This window comes from Candidatus Methylomirabilis limnetica (assembly GCF_003044035.1).
GTDB lineage: Bacteria > Methylomirabilota > Methylomirabilia > Methylomirabilales > Methylomirabilaceae > Methylomirabilis > Methylomirabilis limnetica.
On sequence record NZ_NVQC01000016.1, the window covers coordinates 99,157 to 114,262 of the forward strand.

Consider the following 15,106-nt stretch of genomic DNA (forward strand, 5'->3'; position numbering starts at 1 on the left):
GCCGAGCTTTGGTCTGGGCGTGGGGATGAGCCATGGGGACGAAACGGAGGCGGAATGGGGGAACGCTGGTGGATGAGTGTCGGATGGGCAGGGCTCCTGTGCCTGGTGTTCGTTGCGGTCGGATGCGCAACGGCCCAGATTGCGGAGCAACGGGTCGTCAGCGGCCGGATTACCGATCAACAGGGCCGGCCCGTGCCGGGAACGCCCGTGCTGGTGGTGGGACGGCGGCTTGATTTCACCACGAAGTTTGACTACGCGGAACTTGACCGGCGGGGGCTGAAAGTCCTGACTGCCGACGACGGCTGGTACAGGGCCGAGTTCATCCCCAGCGAACTCGGAAATAACCTCTACCTATTCTTCCATGCCGAAGAGGGGTTCGATGGTGTCCGGTTTCAAAAGCCGGAAGGGATCGACATCACCAAGCGGCTAAAGGAGGGCAGAGAGCTGAGATTAGATCAACTGCTTCTCGACCATCCGCAATGGAAGGAGGTACAGCGACAGATCGCGGAGTTCGGGGCGGATTCAGCAAGGGGAAAGGTCCTGCGTCAGTTGGGTCTTCCGGAGCGAATCGACCGTGGAGCCGGCAACCAGCCCGCCGAGACTTGGTGGTATTACGGTAAGGGGATCAGCTACCGTTTTGCCGGGCCTGTGATCGGGGGTTCGTATACGTTCCAGCCTATCCGAGGCGTGCTGCCGCCTGTCCCCACGAAGTAACGCAAAGGTATAGCCTTCAGCTTTCAGTCTAAACACCTAATCTGTAGGGGTTGGTCACGTATGGCAAACAACAAGATTCTTATTCGGGGTGCGCGAGAGCACAACCTTCAGTCGATTGACCTGGAGATCCCTCGGGACAAGCTTGTGGTCATCACCGGCGTCTCCGGCTCCGGGAAGTCGTCGCTGGCGTTCGACACCATCTATGCCGAGGGTCAGCGTCGCTACGTCGAGTCGCTTTCTACGTACGCCCGTCAGTTCCTGGAGCAGATGGATAAACCGGACGTAGACCTGATCGAGGGGCTCTCGCCGGCGATCTCCATCGAGCAGAAGACCACCAGCAAAAACCCCCGTTCGACCGTGGCGACAGTGACGGAGATCTACGATTACCTCCGCCTCCTGTTTGCCAGGGTGGGTAAGCCGCACTGTTACGCCTGCGGTAAGCCGATCGCGTCCCAGACGGTGCAGCAGATCGTGGACCAGGTGATGGCACTGCCGGATGGAAGTAAGTTCCAGGTCCTGGCCCCGGTCGTGCGAGGGCGGAAGGGGGAGTACCGCCAGGTCTTCGCTGACCTGCGCCGGCAGGGATTCGTCCGCGTTCGTGTCGACGGTAAGCCTCGGGAATTGGAAGAGTCGATCGAGCTGGACAAAAATAAGAAGCACACGATCGAGGTGGTGGTGGATCGGCTCGTTCTGAAGGCGGATATTCAAAAACGGCTGGCTGATTCGCTCGAGACCGCGCTCAAGCTCAGCGAGGGGATTGTGGTAGTCAACCTCCTCGATCCGTCGAAGGATCTGACCTTCTCCGAGCGCCTGGCCTGCATCGACTGTGGCGTCAGCTATCCGGAAATCAGCCCTCGCATCTTCTCCTTCAATAGCCCGCACGGCGCCTGCCCCACGTGCGACGGCTTGGGCACGAAGCTGGACGGACGGATGGACGATCTCCCGGGTATCCTGGAGCCGTGGCACGGTAAAGCGAACATCCACTATCTGGACCGCCGCTATAAGGAGACCTCTTCATCCAAGGTGCGGGAAGAGATTGAAGACTACGTCAAGCACTTGGCCAACGTCCGCCCCTGCCCGGATTGTCAGGGGACGCGCCTGCGGCGGGAGTCACTGGCTATCAAGGTAGATGGCAAGTCGATCGCGGACGTGACGCATTACTCGGTCAAGGCGGGGCTGCGGTTCTTCCAGGACCTACAGTTCAGCGAGAAAGACCATGAGATCGCCCGCCGCATCCTGAAGGAGCTACGGGAGCGTCTGACGTTCCTCGTGAACGTCGGCCTCGACTACCTGACCCTGGACCGGACTGCGGCCACCCTGGCCGGCGGAGAGGCGCAACGAATCCGCTTGGCGACGCAGATCGGTAGCTCACTGGTCGGCGTCCTGTACATCCTGGACGAGCCCAGCATTGGCTTGCATCAACGGGATAATGTCCGCCTCCTGGATACCCTGAAGCGGCTCCGCGATTTGGGGAACACGGTCCTGGTTGTGGAGCACGACGAAGAGACGATCCGTCTTGCCGACTATGTCATCGATATGGGCCCAGGGGCAGGGGTTTCTGGTGGGCGAGTCGTGGCGTGCGGGAGCCCTCGGGACATCATCAGACATAAGAGTTCGCTGACCGGTCAGTACCTGTCGGGACGCATGACGATTCCTGTTCCTGCCCTTCGACGGCGAGGGAACGGGCGCGTCCTCACCATCATCGGAGCGCGAGAACATAACCTCAAGAACATCGAGGTGGAGATCCCCCTGGGTGTGTTGACCTGCGTGACGGGCGTGTCCGGTTCCGGGAAGAGCACCCTGGTGAACGAGATCCTGCGGCGGGCGCTCGATCGCAAGCTCTACGGCTCTCGGGAGCGACCGGGAGCGCACGACAAGATTCTTGGCGCCGAGCATATCGACAAGGTGATCGATATCGATCAGTCGCCCATCGGCCGCACCCCCCGCAGCAACCCGGCGACCTATACGGGCGTCTTCAATTTCATCAGGGAGCTGTACGCGCTGGTTCCGGAATCGCGTATCCGGGGCTACAAGCTTGGCCGCTTCAGTTTCAATGTCAAGGGCGGCCGATGTGAGGCCTGCCAGGGCGACGGGCTGATCCAGATCGAGATGCACTTCCTCCCAGATGTCCACGTCACCTGTGATATCTGCAAGGGGGCCCGCTACAACCGGGAGACGCTGGAGATTATCTATAAGGGCAAGAGCATTGCCGATGTATTGGATATGACCGTACAAGAGGCGCTGGCCTTCTTTCAGCCTGTCCCCAAGATCAAGGAGAAACTTCAGACCCTTTTTGATGTTGGTCTTGGCTACATTAAACTGGGCCAGTCGGCCACGACGCTCTCTGGCGGTGAGGCGCAGCGAGTCAAGCTGTCGCGGGAACTCAGCAAGCGAGGGACCGGCCAGACCCTGTATATCCTGGATGAGCCGACCACCGGGCTGCACTTCCACGATATCCGCCAACTCCTGGAGGTCCTGCACCGCCTGACCGATGCTGGCAACACCGTCGTAGTGATCGAGCACAACCTCGAGGTGATCAAAACGGCTGACTGGATCATCGACCTGGGCCCGGAGGGCGGCGATGAGGGAGGGCATGTCGTCGTAGCAGGCCAGCCGGAGGAGGTGGCCGCCCATCCGACCTCCTACACCGGCCAATTCCTGGCACGCACCCTGAAAGGCTAAGAGGGGTAGAGACCACGCGTGTACCCGCCACTTTTTGGCGCAACTCATCAACCCGCCGCCGACCCTTTCACCCCAGCACCCCACTGCGAAAGTCGACTCCTCAGGAGAATCTATGGGTAGATTCTGGCCCGGGTAAAGCGCCAAGCGTATGATGCAAGGCGATTTCAGTCGCATGATAGGTTCGAGAACCATACGCTTTTCTGGTAGTCAGTTTCGCTTTGGTGCTAAAACCCTCCACCTCTCTATGTCTGGCGGTTCACCTCTACCCCCAGGATGTCAGAGGCTTTTGTTTGGAGTTCTACCAATGCCTCGGCCCGCTCTGCTCTGGCTCTGAGCCGCGCCTTCTCCCTATCCCTATCCCTCTCCATCACCGACACGTTCCTCTCCAAGTGATCTTTTCCCCTTGGTGTCGGCCCCCGTTGCTTGGGCGTAAGTCATGTGACCTCACCCAAAAATAGAGATCGCCATAGCCGAGACACTGCTATACGCCGATCACCGCCGTTTTACGACCTCATGACATATGATGTACCCCGAAAACCGGACAGGGGGGGGGTGAGTGAGAATCTTCCGTGTCTGGAGTATCACCAGAGTAGGTGCGGATCATGACGAGAAGTCTCAGACGGCAACACAGTGAGGAGGTCAAGGCGTGGGCAGTGTTGGAGGCGCATCCAGTCCAGATGAGCCAGTGGAAGAAGCTAGCGAAGGAGGGTCTTCAGGATCTGTTCTCTCGACGGAAAGACTTGTCCATCAAGGCGGAAGCAGAATTATCAATTCGACGGCGTCGTCGTGGTCGGTCAGACGGTGATCGTAGCGCTGGACCTCACCCGCGACAGGGAGAAGAAGCTCCATGGACTGACTGCCCCTTTGGTCTACGGAAATAACGCCGATTTCTTATAGGAAAGCGGCGAGGTTGTCGAACGGGTTCATCGCAGTCAGCGCATTGGGAATAGGTGTGATCTCAGCTCCTTTTACGCTAGCACATGACACTTTATGTCATACGCAGTGCTACTTATTAGCAATAGCTCTCCCACTCTAAGCTAGTACGTATTGGTAAGTAGCGGTTTTACTGCTGTTTAATTGTGGTCCAATCTTTGCAGATAGGCTTAAGTGGTTTACCTCTCGCAATGTGTTTTGTGGGTATCGGTGTCAACGAGAAGAAGAGACAGTTCAATGAGATGCTTGGCGAATTTAAGCAGGTCGAAAAGAAACATTATGATCTGCTTGGTCGCACAGCTTGTATTTATCACAGGATGCGGACTTCATTCGGAAGTTCCGGCGATCTCAGGCGAAGTCAGTACGCCAGGGTTTGCACTAACTACATCCGCCGAGCACCGAGTGCATCTTTCTGGGTGGCTACACATCATCTGGAACGGTGAGCCTCGGTTCGTCCTTATTGACGACCAGGGTACGGCTACCCATGTTGTCATCGATGAAACTGTAGCCAAAACCTTCGGAGGACCTAGAAAGCTGAATCAGAAGCGCGTGATCATTACAGGAGAGCGCATGGACGAGCCAATCGAGACGATCCGAGTTCTATCGATCGAAATGGGAAAGGATGGGAAGTAAACATGCTAAAGGGAGAACAGATAATCAGGCAATGCCATAAACGTCTGCACGCAGCGCTCCTTCTCTTCACCTTCAGCTTGCTGTCGTTAACTCCAAGCACTATGTACGCGAACAGCGATACTCTCCCTGCGACGAAGGGGCTATCAAGGACCGCGCAACTGGCGAACAAGTCCCTGCTAAATGTTGGGCCAACGGAAACCTTCTCTGGTCGGCTCCATATTCTCTATGGAGATGCTCCTTCTGGATCGGGACTCCCCCCGACCTCCGGTTACATGTTGCTCGACGATCATGCTCGGGCCATCGAATTATTTTTTGGTGAGCAGGCACAGGGCCTTCTCGGGTCTCCAATGGAGATCAATCAGCAACGAGTCTCCGTGACGGGTCGAGCGGCCATCCTTCCGATTGCGAATGGTCACACGCCTGTGCCGCTAGTAACCGTCCAGGCGCTTCAACACGAGGGGTTGAAGCCTGCCGCCAACGCGGTGGCAGCGGCATTGGCCGTGAGCGGGTCCCAGCCTTGGGCAACGCTTCTGTGTCGATTCAAAGATTCTGCAGAGGTTACGCCACATCCTGTCGAATGGTTTAAAACCCTCATGTTGGGTACCTCCGCTCCAGGGTTGGAACACTATTGGAGAGAACTCTCCTTCAATAACGTCAATCTCGCCGGTAGCGCGGTCTACGGGTGGTACACGCTTCCTAACCCACGCTCCTATTACGTCTCTGGAAGTCCCGAACAACTTAACCACCAAAAAGCTGCCACCGACTGTACGGCCGCCGCGAATCCTGATGTGTTATTCCCAACGTTTGTCGGCATCAACCTCATGTTCAATGGTCAGCTTGATGGCTACGCCTGGGGGGGAAGCTGGACCATGACGCTAGACGGGGTTACTAAGTCTTTTCGCATGACATGGCTTCCCCCATGGGGATATGAGAACCAGGGACCGGTTGGACACGAAATGGGGCATGGATTTGGGCTTCCACACTCCTCCGGTGACTATGGCCAGACCTATGATTCCCGGTGGGATGTCATGAGCGATATTTGGGACAACTGTAGGGTATCGCGTGATCCGATTTACGGATGTGTCGGTCCCCACACGATCTCCTACCACAAAGACTTCCTTGGGTGGGTCCCAAGCGCTCAGAAGTATACCGCTAGTCCCAACACAGATCAAACCATCACCATGGATCACATTGGCCAACTCGCGTCAGGGACCAACTATCTGATGGCGCAGATTCCGATCAATGGGTCGACGACCCAGTTCTATACGGTTGAGACTCGACGCCTTGTGGGATACGACGCGAAACTCCCGGGTGAGGCCATAGTCATTCATCGCGTCGACACGGCCCGGTGGGATTCGGACGCACAAGTGGTCGATCCAGATAGAAACGGTAATCCAAACGATGTGGGAGCAATGTGGGTGACGTCCGAGACCTTCGTCGACCCGACAAACGGCATTTCCGTCTCAGTACTCTCCTCTACAGCCACGTCGTTTGTGGTGCGAATCATGCTCGGCGACGCAAGACCGCCTTCGCCAGATCTGGTGATGTTTAATGTGGTCAATCCGCCGGCAACCGTTGCGATGGGTGGCAGCTTCTTGACTGGCGACTCCATCTATAACTCGGGAACGGCAGCAGCAGGAGCATCAACTACCCGCTACCGACTGTCCATAGATGCGACCATCACCGGCGGAGATATCCTCTTGACCGGCACTAGGAGCGTTCCAAGCCTAGCAGCAGGGATCAGCCACAGCGGTAGCGTGACCGTCACAGTACCTACGAGCGTTCCAGTGGGAACCTACTTCCTCGGTGCCTGCGCTGACGATCTCGGTGCTATCATAGAATCCAACGAGACGAATAACTGTCTCGCCTCGAAGACGACGATCCAAGTGCAGGCTGTTCCAGCGCGACCCGACCTAGTGGTCAGTAAACTCAGCTTCAAGATAACCGCTGTGCGGAGAGGCGCCAGATTGACGGTGACCGACACCACCAAGAACGCTGGATCAACGGCAGCAGGAGCATCAACTACCCGCTACCGACTGTCCATAGATGCGACCATCACCGGCGGCGATATCCTCTTGACCGGCACTAGGAGCGTTCCAAGCCTAGCAGCAGGGATCAGCCACAGCGGTAGCGTGACCGTCACTGTACCTACGAGCGTTCCGGCGGGAACGTATTATCTCGGTGCGTGCGCTGACGATCCCGCTGTGGTGGCAGAAGCGAACGAGGGCAACAACTGTTTGGTCTCCAACAACCCGAAGCAGATCATAGTACGGAATTAGGGTCAGCGCGAACTTGATTCTTCGCGGTGTCCGGAGGAAGTGACCTACACGGCGTGGGACTTAGGACCATTCGCCAAGGTGGAATCTGTCGATGGTTGCAGATTCCACCTTGGCGTCAGTATGGAGCGTAGAGCTTCCTCACTTACGGATGCTGGACTGATCAAGATCGCTTTTCAGGCGGTACCAGCACGGGCCCATAAAGTCCGCATGAAGAAACGAAGGCATAGTGTGGACAGTATGCGCGGGCAGGGTGGAGAGTCAATAGTAGTGTGGGAGCACGCGCGGTGCGGCGCCGAGGCCGATCTGAACACCGACGCGGACCTGTTGTGCTGCGAGCCGGGCCGCACGTCGGCAGACCGCTCCGATCGCGATGGTCGTACCCGTTTGCGTACATTCTTACAGGGTCAGTGTCGTCATCAGGGACAGGGTCATCAAGACGGGGCACGATGACCCTGCCCGACATCTCAGGCGATGCGTTGGCTGAAGAGACGCGCACACCTCTGCTCCCACAATCCGAGATGGCGAAGGATGCGCTCGATGCCCTGCCCCGGAGACCCGCCGCTATTAATCCCCGTGATTTCGGTGTCAAGTTCTTCAATCTGACCCCCTTAGGGCGCACAAACCCCAGCGTGACCCGGCCACGGCCCTGAGGAGCGTGTTCGCGCAGTAGAGGAACACGGGTCCCGAAGTTGTCCTTAGGTGACCGTACCGGCGCGAGGCTCTACCCCGAGTTCTTCCAACGCGACAAGGCGTTGGCTCGTCGCGATCCTCCTCGCCCTCCTATGGCAAGACCGCCACCTTACCCGTCGGGTACGTCTTCCTGAGGACCTGGCAACGGCATGTCCCGCCTGAGCACCCCCTCTAAACTGAAGTTCCTGCCAGCGCATAGCGAACGTTCCCTGTCTTTTCCGTTGATTAGCGCAAGAGTGGGGTTGTATTTTCTGTCTACACGTTGATCTGCTGAATCTGTTCGAGTGCACGCTTTTGCGTTGGGTTGAGGCTGGTGATGACGCTGGAGATTATCTATAAGGGTAAGAGCATCGCCGGCGTCTTGGACATGACCGTGGAAGAGGCGCTCCGCTTCTTCCAGCCTGTCCCCAAGATCAAGGAGAAACTCCAGACCCTGTTTGACGTCGGGCTTGGCTATATATCACACTGGGCCAGTTGGCCACGACGCTCTCGGGCGGTGAGGCGCAGCGGGTCAAGCTGTCGCGGGAACTCAGCAAACGAGGGACCGGCCAGACCCTGTATATCCTGGATGAGCCGACCACCGGGCTGCACTTCCACGATATCCGCCAACTCCTGGAGGTCCTGCACCGCCTGACCGATGTTGGCAACACCGTCGTAGTGATCGAGCACAACCTGGAGGTGATCAAGACGGCCGACTGGATCATCGACCTGGGCCCGGAGGGCGGGGATGAGGGAGGGCATGTCGTCGTAGCAGGACAGCCGGAGGAGGTGGCCGCCCATCCGACCTCCTACACCGGCCAGTTTCTCAAGCGGATGCTTTAAGGGTAACTATTCAGGTGTTTAGGCTGAAGGCTGTTAGTCATTGCGCATGGACCAAATCAAGGCACCCAGAACCTTTTCGGTCTCCATCATTGTCGCGTTGTATTCGGAAACGCTTGGCTCGTCTGTGCGTGTTCCCACAGTCTAAAAGACTACAGTCTATCTACCTAAGTAGTTATCTTTGAGGTTGAGATGTCCAAGTGACAGTGCGACCCCTTTTGCCTCGTCCTTCGTGGATTTCTTACGTCTGCGCATCCAGGACCGCGATCTGACCCAGACTGTGGTTAAGCTGGCGGAGGCGGGGACCACGCCGTCTGCTGCAGACAGTGCCGAACCAGTCGCTATGCACGTACCGGAGCAGGCTGGTAGCGCCGGACACGGATCGTACGCTCGCGCTGACGCGCTTGCGCGATATCGTAGGACGATTGCATGCGCATGAGCGTCTCCATGTCCACACCGAAGGCTTTTTCGAGACGTAGTGCCATGTCGCCGGAAAGGGAAGCCTTGCCGTTGAGCAAGCTGGACAGCGCTGGCCGGCTCACACCCAATGTCTGTGCGGCAGCAGTCACGGTCAAGCCGTGCGCGTCGATGATTTCGGTACGAATAAAGTCGCCCGGATGAGGCGGGTTCAACATACGCATCGTCATGTCTCCTGTCAGTGATAGTCCTCGAAATTCACGTCATGGATTTCGTCGTCCTCGACGCGTAATGTGAGCCGCCAGTTCCGCGTCACGTGTAGGCTCCATGTGCCTTTGCGGCTGCCGGTTAATACATGCGCCTTCCACGCCGGGAACGCGCGAAGCGTTTCCACATCCTGTACGTCCTGCAGGAACGCCAGCATCTTACGGAGCTTGTCCACGGCCTCGGACGGAAGACCTTTCGTCACGTCTTCTGCGTAAAGCCGTCTTAAGGGCTTGTGGGTGAAGCTCCGGATCTTCACTCTATCAATGTAGCCTGTTAGGCGACACTTGTCAATAACACAACACCCCCTCCTTCCCCCTCGCCCCATCGGCTGCGCCATGTACGCTAGAAGGCGTGTTGACACTAGGGTCGGTGTCTGCCAGAGTCACCGGCAGTTTGCCGGGCCGCCTGATTCCACCGCCTTTTCCTTGATAGGGGTAGGGTAGCTTTCTATACTCCCGCGAGTGATAACCAGACGAATATAGTGCAACTGGTGTAAGACTTCCGCAGTGGAGGGGTCGGATGATTGCCGACGGCCACGGTGGTGTCATATGGAATCAAGCGAACGCGCCTGACAGATATGATAAAAATGAGCCCCGCCATCTTTTGGCTATCCGGATTGATCTGTGAAATCCGCTGCGTGTAAAATAGAAAATAGGGACAGACACTATTATCGTGACGATTCGTGGTGTTCGCGGTCATGATCGGCATGCCACGGATTACTCGAACCGTTGCAGCCAGCCACCCGTAGCATGTGAGACAACGAGGGAATTAGCACCAGACGGTCTTTCAAAACGACAGCGATGCGAAGGCACACGATGACAGAGCGGCCACTGCAAAGAGACGGGTTCATCTGGGAGGTGCGCAGGACACTGGACGAGTAAGACACGTGGTGCAGAGGGGAAGACCAAGAAAGGATCTCAATAAATAGTGTCTGTCCCTATATCCAATATCTTCTAACGTCGGCTTTTGAAAAAGATCACCACCGGCAGGTAATGGCCGATTGGAGCTAAATCCTAAATCTGTTCAGGTGTAGCCCTTGCAGCGAGTATATCTTTTTGATATAGTCGTGCTATGCACATCATTTCACTGAAGATGCTGCGTGACTTCTGGCACAGGCATCCTGAAGCCGAGCAGTCTTTGCGCAACTGGCACACCGTCGCCGAGAATTCTCGCTTTGCTGACTTTGCTGATCTACGGCAGAGCTTTTGTGGTGCCGATTATGTTCCGCCTTATACCGTGTTCGATGTCGGCGGCAACAACTATCGGGTTGTTGTCATCGTTCGCTACCGCGATGGCAAGATATTCGTGCGTTGGGTAATGACTCACCGGGAATACGACAACTGGTGCAAGCTTTACAGGAAAGGCAAGGTGTAAACATGACAACCGCTACTGCGACTCTGGACATCAAGGCGCTGCAAAAGACTTGGGCCGCGTTTGATCGCGTCGCCCATTTGCGTCCGATCCGTACCGAGGAAGAGTATGACCGTACTGTTTCGCTTATGAACTATCTGTTGGACATGGTCGGCGACCGGGAGAATCACGCCTTGTCAGGGCTTCTTGATCTCGTCAGCGAACTGGTGGCGGACTATGACACCAACCACTTCGCCATCGAAGCTTCCGAACCCAATGAGGTTTTGCGCTACCTGATCGAATTACGCGGTCTGAAGCAAGGTGATCTGGCGGAGATCGTCCCACAGAGCAACCTTTCAGCGATTCTTTCCGGCAAGCGAAAGATCAGCGCAACCCTGGCGGGGAAGCTGGCCAAGTTCTTCAACACCAGCCCAGCGGTATTCGTGCCTGGCTAAATAGGGAAAATAGGGACAGACACTATTATCGTGACGATTCGTGGTGTTCGCGGTCATGATCGGCATGCCACGGATTACTCGAACCGTTGCAGCCAGCCACCCGTAGCATGTGAGACAACGAGGGAATTAGCACCAGACGGTCTTTCAAAACGACAGCGAATCGGAGGCACACGATGACAGAGCGGCCACTGCGAAGAGACGGGTTCATCTGGGAGGTGCGCAGGACACTGGACGAGTAAGACACGTGGTGCAGAGGGGAAGACCAAGAAAGGATCTCAAAAAATAGTGTCTGTCCCTATTTTTGATTTTTTGGCTATCCGGATTGATCTGTGGAAATAGTCGAATGAATCCCGGATCCATTTGGACTGCAATCTCCCAGGCCGTCCGATGCTGGTGCAGATTAGTGATCTAATGTACGCTCCTCCGATCCGAGGAGGAGGATGTAAGGGAACCTTAGTGGAACCCGGCGACTAATGGCGCAGAAAACGCTTGACATCTCTGGGGGGGGGCTATCCTTGCACGAGTTGTTTTCATGCTTGACATTCGGAGCATGTGATAAGTTGCCGTCCCTATCCGTGAAATACTACGGGATTTGCAGTACACAGTAGAGATAAGGAGACCCCAACGGTGACCCGTCTCGCCCGCTTTTACGTGTGTGCCACCGCCCTGCTCCTTGCCTGCGCGCTCGCCCCGGCCTTTGCCGCTGAAGCCGCCACTCGCTTCGTCGCCACCACAGGTAGTAACGCCGGGCCAAATACTTGCCTCGCATCCGGGTCACCCTGCAAAACGATCACCTACGCCCTCATCACCCAGGCCGTGGCCAACGACACGATCTCGGTCGCGGCCGGGACCTACAATCCCGCCCTGGGCGAGACCTTCCCCCTCGTGATCGCCGTCAACCTGACCCTCACCGGCGCGGGTGCGCCTGGTACGATCATTGATGCCGGAGGGACGAACCAGGTAGTCCAGAACAACTTCGCGACCGTGACCATCTCGGGGGTGACGATCACGGGCGGCGATTTCGCCCAAGGTGGTGGTCTCTCCAACTTCGGCACGCTCACCCTGACGAACAGCACCGTGAGCGGGAATACGGCAAGCTGCGCGGCAACGACACTCTCCTGCTTCGCCCAAGGTGGAGGCATCTACAACAACGCCGGCACGCTCACCCTCACCAACAGCACCGTGAGCGGGAATACAGCAAGCTGCTCGGCCAGCGGCAGCGGCAACGGATGCCGCGCCGAAGGCGGCGGCCTCTACCTCAACAGCGCCACGACCCTTGCGAACAGCACCGTGACCGCGAACACGGCGAGCTGCACCACCAGCGCGGGCGCCTCCTGCAGCACCGGCGGCGGCGGCACTTTCAGCGATGGAGAAGGAACATCGGTCCTGAGCCTCGGGGCCACGATTGTCGCGCTCCAGCTCGCGGGGGCGGACTGCGACGGCGACGCCAGCACCTCGAACGGCTTCAATCTTGACAGCGACACCACTTGCGGCCTGTCCGGGACTGGGGATCAGTCGGGGGTGGTAAACCCCCTTCTCGGGCCCCTCCAAAACAACGGGGGGCCGACCAACACCCACGCGCTCCTCACCGGGAGCCCCGCCATCGACGCCGTGACGAGCGGCTGCCCGCCGCCTGCCACCGACCAGCGCGGCATCACGCGCCCTCAGGGTCCCGCCTGCGACATCGGGGCGTATGAGGTCCAAACGGCGGCGGCCGGCATCCCCACCCTGTCCGAGTGGGCCCAGATCGGCATGGCGGCCCTGCTCGTGGGCGGCGGGTTGCTCGCCCTCAGACGGAACAGGCAGCTATCGTGAGGACTGACTAAACGCCGTGGGCTGACGTCTCTTTTTATCCCATGCGCACCATACCGCAGCAGAATCTCCTGAAGCAGCAACAGGGCCTGTACTTCTGCCTGCGCTTCGGCCTCTACACCCTGCTTGCCTTCCTGTTCCTGTATGCCCTGGACGATCGGCTCGTCGTGCCGTTTACCCGTGTCATCGCCTGGCTGTCCCACACCCTCCTCACGATCCTGGGTGCCCGAAGCTGGGTTGCAGGCGCCTCCGTCGGCATCCCCGGCTTTGCGGTCGAGATCAAGAACAACTGTAACGCGATCTATGAGATCGGCCTGTACGCCTCAGCGGTCTTCGCCTACCCCGCGACCCTCACGCAGCGCATCCTCGGATGTCTCTCAGGCGCAGTTGTGCTGTTCCTGGTCAACCTCCTGCGCGTGCTCAGCCTGATCGGCATAGGCCGGTACTTTCCTGGAGGGTTTCAGATTGCCCACCTCTACCTCTGGCAGGCCCTTTTCCTCGCCCTCGTCGCCGCCTGCTGGCTTATCTGGCTTAGCCGGATTCGCAGACTCGCTTAGAGCGTCCTGGCGGGGCTTCATCCTCCGTGCAGGCTCCCTCTTTATCCTCCTCGCGTTGCTGTGGGTTGTCCTCGCACCCGCCTACGCCCACCTGCTCGCGGCCTTCGCCTCCCCCCTGATCCCCTCGATCGAATCCTCCCCCGGCACTCGCTATCTTGTGGAGGGCACCACCATCATCGCCGTGCGCCCCATCATGCGGCAGACCTCCGAGACGGTCACCGTCAGCCGCCTCCTACTGCGAGATACCTCCGGCGACTACCCCCTGGCCCTCCTGGCCGCGCTCGTGTTCGCGACCCCGGCCTGGTCACTCACGCGACGGGGCAGAGTCTTCGCCGTGACCGTGGGCCTGCTCATCCTCACCCAGTTCCTCTCGTTGCTGGTCAATATCGAGTACACCAAGCTATGGCCGCAGAAGACCGCAGCCGGCATTGTGGTCTCTCTCGACTACTCGAAGGCGAAGATGATCCTGTTCGATTGGCTCTACGCCTTCCTGGAGTTCATGGGGAGGGGCTTCTTTGCGCTGCTGCTCTACTTCGGGGCCATCGCCCTTGTGTGGGGACGCCCGGAGCCGGGATCAATGAAGGGCTCAGTGGGCAGAAACGAGCCCTGCCCCTGCGGAAGCGGCATCAAGACCAAGCGGTGCTGTGGGAGGTGAGGGGGTGATGAACCGATCCGGGCAAAGCGCGGAAGGCGACAGGCCCTCGCCCCCCGCGCCCTCTCCGACCTCCCGGATCTTTGCCGACAGTCGCTGTATCGCCCCGCAGTAAGACCGGACAGCCTTCTTACGCCGCCTCAAGCCGCCTCAGTTGTTTGAACCGGTCGGTGGGGACGCGGGTAAGGTCGTATTGTGCCTGCTGGAGCAGCCAGCTTTCGGCGCTCCCTCCGAAGACCTTTGACAGTCGTACGGCCATTTCCAGAGAGATGCCGCGCTTCCCGTTCACGAGTTCGGACAGGGTGGTACGCGTGACGCCGAGGGCCGCGGCGGCCTCGGTTATAGTCAGGCCGAGCGGCTCGATACAGTCGTGTAGCACAACACCGCCGGGATGAGGGGGGTTCTTCATGCGCATGGTCAAGCCTCCTTAGTGGTAATCCAGATAATCCACGTCCCACGCCTCGCCCTCGGCGAAGCGAAAGATGGTACGCCAGTTCGCGTGAACGGTTACGGCATGAAAGCCCTGAAGGTCGCCTCTGAGCGGGTGCAGCCGATACCCCGGCAAGTCCATGTCGGACGCCGACCGCGCCGCATTCAGCCTTGCCAGAATACGTCGCAATTTGTCGGCATGCTCGGCGGCTACGCCACGTGCGTCATCGTTCTCGAACAGCCTTCGCAAGCCTTTATGCCGGATCGAACCAATCATGCGTCAGTGTAATGAGTTACGTGACGCGTGTCAATCATGACGTTCGCGGCATGGTGCGTGCACATAGTTCCTGCGCTACGGACACCCCGGAATGGATGATTGCACGACCTGACCTCAATCGTTTACTGCTGAAAACTGAC

Annotated in this window: 14 protein-coding genes and 1 pseudogene; 10 read left to right on the top strand and 5 right to left on the bottom strand. The window is 58.2% G+C overall.

Annotated features, from left to right (window positions below; translation table 11 throughout):
- The first annotated feature begins 54 nt into the window (after positions 1-54).
- Together CLG94_RS05010 and uvrA (CLG94_RS05015) are read left to right on the top strand one after the other, a co-directional pair.
- A complete protein-coding gene (locus tag CLG94_RS05010) occupies positions 55-714 on the top strand; it encodes a carboxypeptidase-like regulatory domain-containing protein (RefSeq protein WP_107561758.1) in 660 nt (219 codons plus the stop codon).
- Positions 715-774: 60 nt separating this feature from the next.
- Entirely contained in the window at positions 775-3,396 is a 2,622-nt protein-coding gene (uvrA, locus tag CLG94_RS05015; protein ID WP_107561759.1) for an excinuclease ABC subunit UvrA, read from the top strand.
- Positions 3,397-3,638: 242 nt separating this feature from the next.
- Here uvrA (CLG94_RS05015) and CLG94_RS13760 read toward each other — a convergent pair whose 3' ends face one another.
- A complete protein-coding gene (locus tag CLG94_RS13760) occupies positions 3,639-3,773 on the bottom strand; it encodes a hypothetical protein (protein WP_275666216.1) in 135 nt (44 codons plus the stop codon).
- 835 nt (positions 3,774-4,608) lie between these two features.
- On the opposite strand from CLG94_RS13760, the gene CLG94_RS05020 reads away from it, so the two are divergent.
- The 3 genes and pseudogenes from CLG94_RS05020 to uvrA (CLG94_RS05040) form a co-directional block, all read left to right on the top strand.
- On the top strand, positions 4,609-4,962 hold the full coding sequence (locus CLG94_RS05020) for a hypothetical protein (protein WP_107561760.1): 354 nt from the start codon (positions 4,609-4,611) through the stop codon (positions 4,960-4,962).
- Positions 4,963-4,964: 2 nt separating this feature from the next.
- Positions 4,965-7,241, top strand: coding sequence for a CARDB domain-containing protein (locus tag CLG94_RS05025; RefSeq protein ID WP_107561761.1), 2,277 nt, complete (start codon positions 4,965-4,967; stop codon positions 7,239-7,241).
- Positions 7,242-8,250: 1,009 nt separating this feature from the next.
- Positions 8,251-8,753 (top strand): annotated as a pseudogene (gene uvrA / locus CLG94_RS05040) (ABC-ATPase UvrA); the annotation flags it as partial.
- Between the two features lie 338 nt (positions 8,754-9,091).
- On the opposite strand, the gene CLG94_RS05045 reads toward uvrA (CLG94_RS05040), so the two are convergent.
- Together CLG94_RS05045 and CLG94_RS05050 are read right to left on the bottom strand one after the other, a co-directional pair.
- Complete coding sequence (locus tag CLG94_RS05045; RefSeq protein WP_107561764.1) at positions 9,092-9,397, bottom strand: HigA family addiction module antitoxin; 306 nt, start codon at positions 9,395-9,397, stop codon at positions 9,092-9,094.
- Between the two features lie 8 nt (positions 9,398-9,405).
- Positions 9,406-9,636, bottom strand: coding sequence for a type II toxin-antitoxin system RelE/ParE family toxin (locus tag CLG94_RS05050; RefSeq protein WP_320414609.1), 231 nt, complete (start codon positions 9,634-9,636; stop codon positions 9,406-9,408).
- An 869-nt stretch (positions 9,637-10,505) separates the two neighbouring features.
- Here CLG94_RS05050 and CLG94_RS05055 point away from each other — a divergent pair.
- The 5 genes from CLG94_RS05055 (at position 10,506) to CLG94_RS05075 (ending at position 14,263) form a co-directional block, all read left to right on the top strand.
- Positions 10,506-10,808 (top strand): type II toxin-antitoxin system HigB family toxin, encoded by a 303-nt coding sequence (locus CLG94_RS05055; RefSeq protein WP_107561765.1) that lies wholly within the window; start codon positions 10,506-10,508, stop codon positions 10,806-10,808.
- A gap of 2 nt (positions 10,809-10,810) precedes the next feature.
- Positions 10,811-11,239 carry a helix-turn-helix domain-containing protein gene (locus CLG94_RS05060; RefSeq protein ID WP_107561766.1) on the top strand — a complete coding sequence of 143 codons (429 nt, stop codon included), beginning with the start codon at positions 10,811-10,813 and terminating at the stop codon, positions 11,237-11,239.
- 627 nt (positions 11,240-11,866) lie between these two features.
- Positions 11,867-13,054 carry an IPTL-CTERM sorting domain-containing protein gene (locus CLG94_RS05065; RefSeq protein WP_107561767.1) on the top strand — a complete coding sequence of 396 codons (1,188 nt, stop codon included), beginning with the start codon at positions 11,867-11,869 and terminating at the stop codon, positions 13,052-13,054.
- A gap of 41 nt (positions 13,055-13,095) precedes the next feature.
- Positions 13,096-13,608, top strand: coding sequence for an archaeosortase/exosortase family protein (locus tag CLG94_RS05070; protein WP_107561768.1), 513 nt, complete (start codon positions 13,096-13,098; stop codon positions 13,606-13,608).
- 55 nt (positions 13,609-13,663) lie between these two features.
- Positions 13,664-14,263 carry a YecA family protein gene (locus CLG94_RS05075; RefSeq protein WP_239993130.1) on the top strand — a complete coding sequence of 200 codons (600 nt, stop codon included), beginning with the start codon at positions 13,664-13,666 and terminating at the stop codon, positions 14,261-14,263.
- Positions 14,264-14,390: 127 nt separating this feature from the next.
- On the opposite strand, the gene CLG94_RS05080 is transcribed toward CLG94_RS05075, so the two are convergent.
- Together CLG94_RS05080 and CLG94_RS05085 are read right to left on the bottom strand one after the other, a co-directional pair.
- The gene (locus CLG94_RS05080; protein ID WP_107561769.1) at positions 14,391-14,675 is read right to left on the bottom strand and encodes a HigA family addiction module antitoxin; all 285 of its coding nucleotides are present in this window, start codon (positions 14,673-14,675) and stop codon (positions 14,391-14,393) included.
- A gap of 12 nt (positions 14,676-14,687) precedes the next feature.
- A complete protein-coding gene (locus tag CLG94_RS05085; RefSeq protein WP_107561770.1) occupies positions 14,688-14,966 on the bottom strand; it encodes a type II toxin-antitoxin system RelE/ParE family toxin in 279 nt (92 codons plus the stop codon).
- Positions 14,967-15,106: the final 140 nt, after the last annotated feature.

Coding starts and splice junctions, on each gene's coding strand:
- CLG94_RS05070 (WP_107561768.1), top strand. CDS start 13,096: ATGCGCACCATACCGCAGCAGAATCTCCTGAAGCAGCAACAGGGCCTG.
- uvrA (WP_107561759.1), top strand. CDS start 775: ATGGCAAACAACAAGATTCTTATTCGGGGTGCGCGAGAGCACAACCTT.
- CLG94_RS05060 (WP_107561766.1), top strand. CDS start 10,811: ATGACAACCGCTACTGCGACTCTGGACATCAAGGCGCTGCAAAAGACT.
- CLG94_RS05045 (WP_107561764.1), bottom strand. CDS start 9,397: ATGACGATGCGTATGTTGAACCCGCCTCATCCGGGCGACTTTATTCGT.
- CLG94_RS05020 (WP_107561760.1), top strand. CDS start 4,609: ATGATCTGCTTGGTCGCACAGCTTGTATTTATCACAGGATGCGGACTT.
- CLG94_RS05055 (WP_107561765.1), top strand. CDS start 10,506: ATGCACATCATTTCACTGAAGATGCTGCGTGACTTCTGGCACAGGCAT.
- CLG94_RS05010 (WP_107561758.1), top strand. CDS start 55: ATGGGGGAACGCTGGTGGATGAGTGTCGGATGGGCAGGGCTCCTGTGC.
- CLG94_RS05080 (WP_107561769.1), bottom strand. CDS start 14,675: ATGCGCATGAAGAACCCCCCTCATCCCGGCGGTGTTGTGCTACACGAC.
- CLG94_RS05085 (WP_107561770.1), bottom strand. CDS start 14,966: ATGATTGGTTCGATCCGGCATAAAGGCTTGCGAAGGCTGTTCGAGAAC.
- CLG94_RS05025 (WP_107561761.1), top strand. CDS start 4,965: ATGCTAAAGGGAGAACAGATAATCAGGCAATGCCATAAACGTCTGCAC.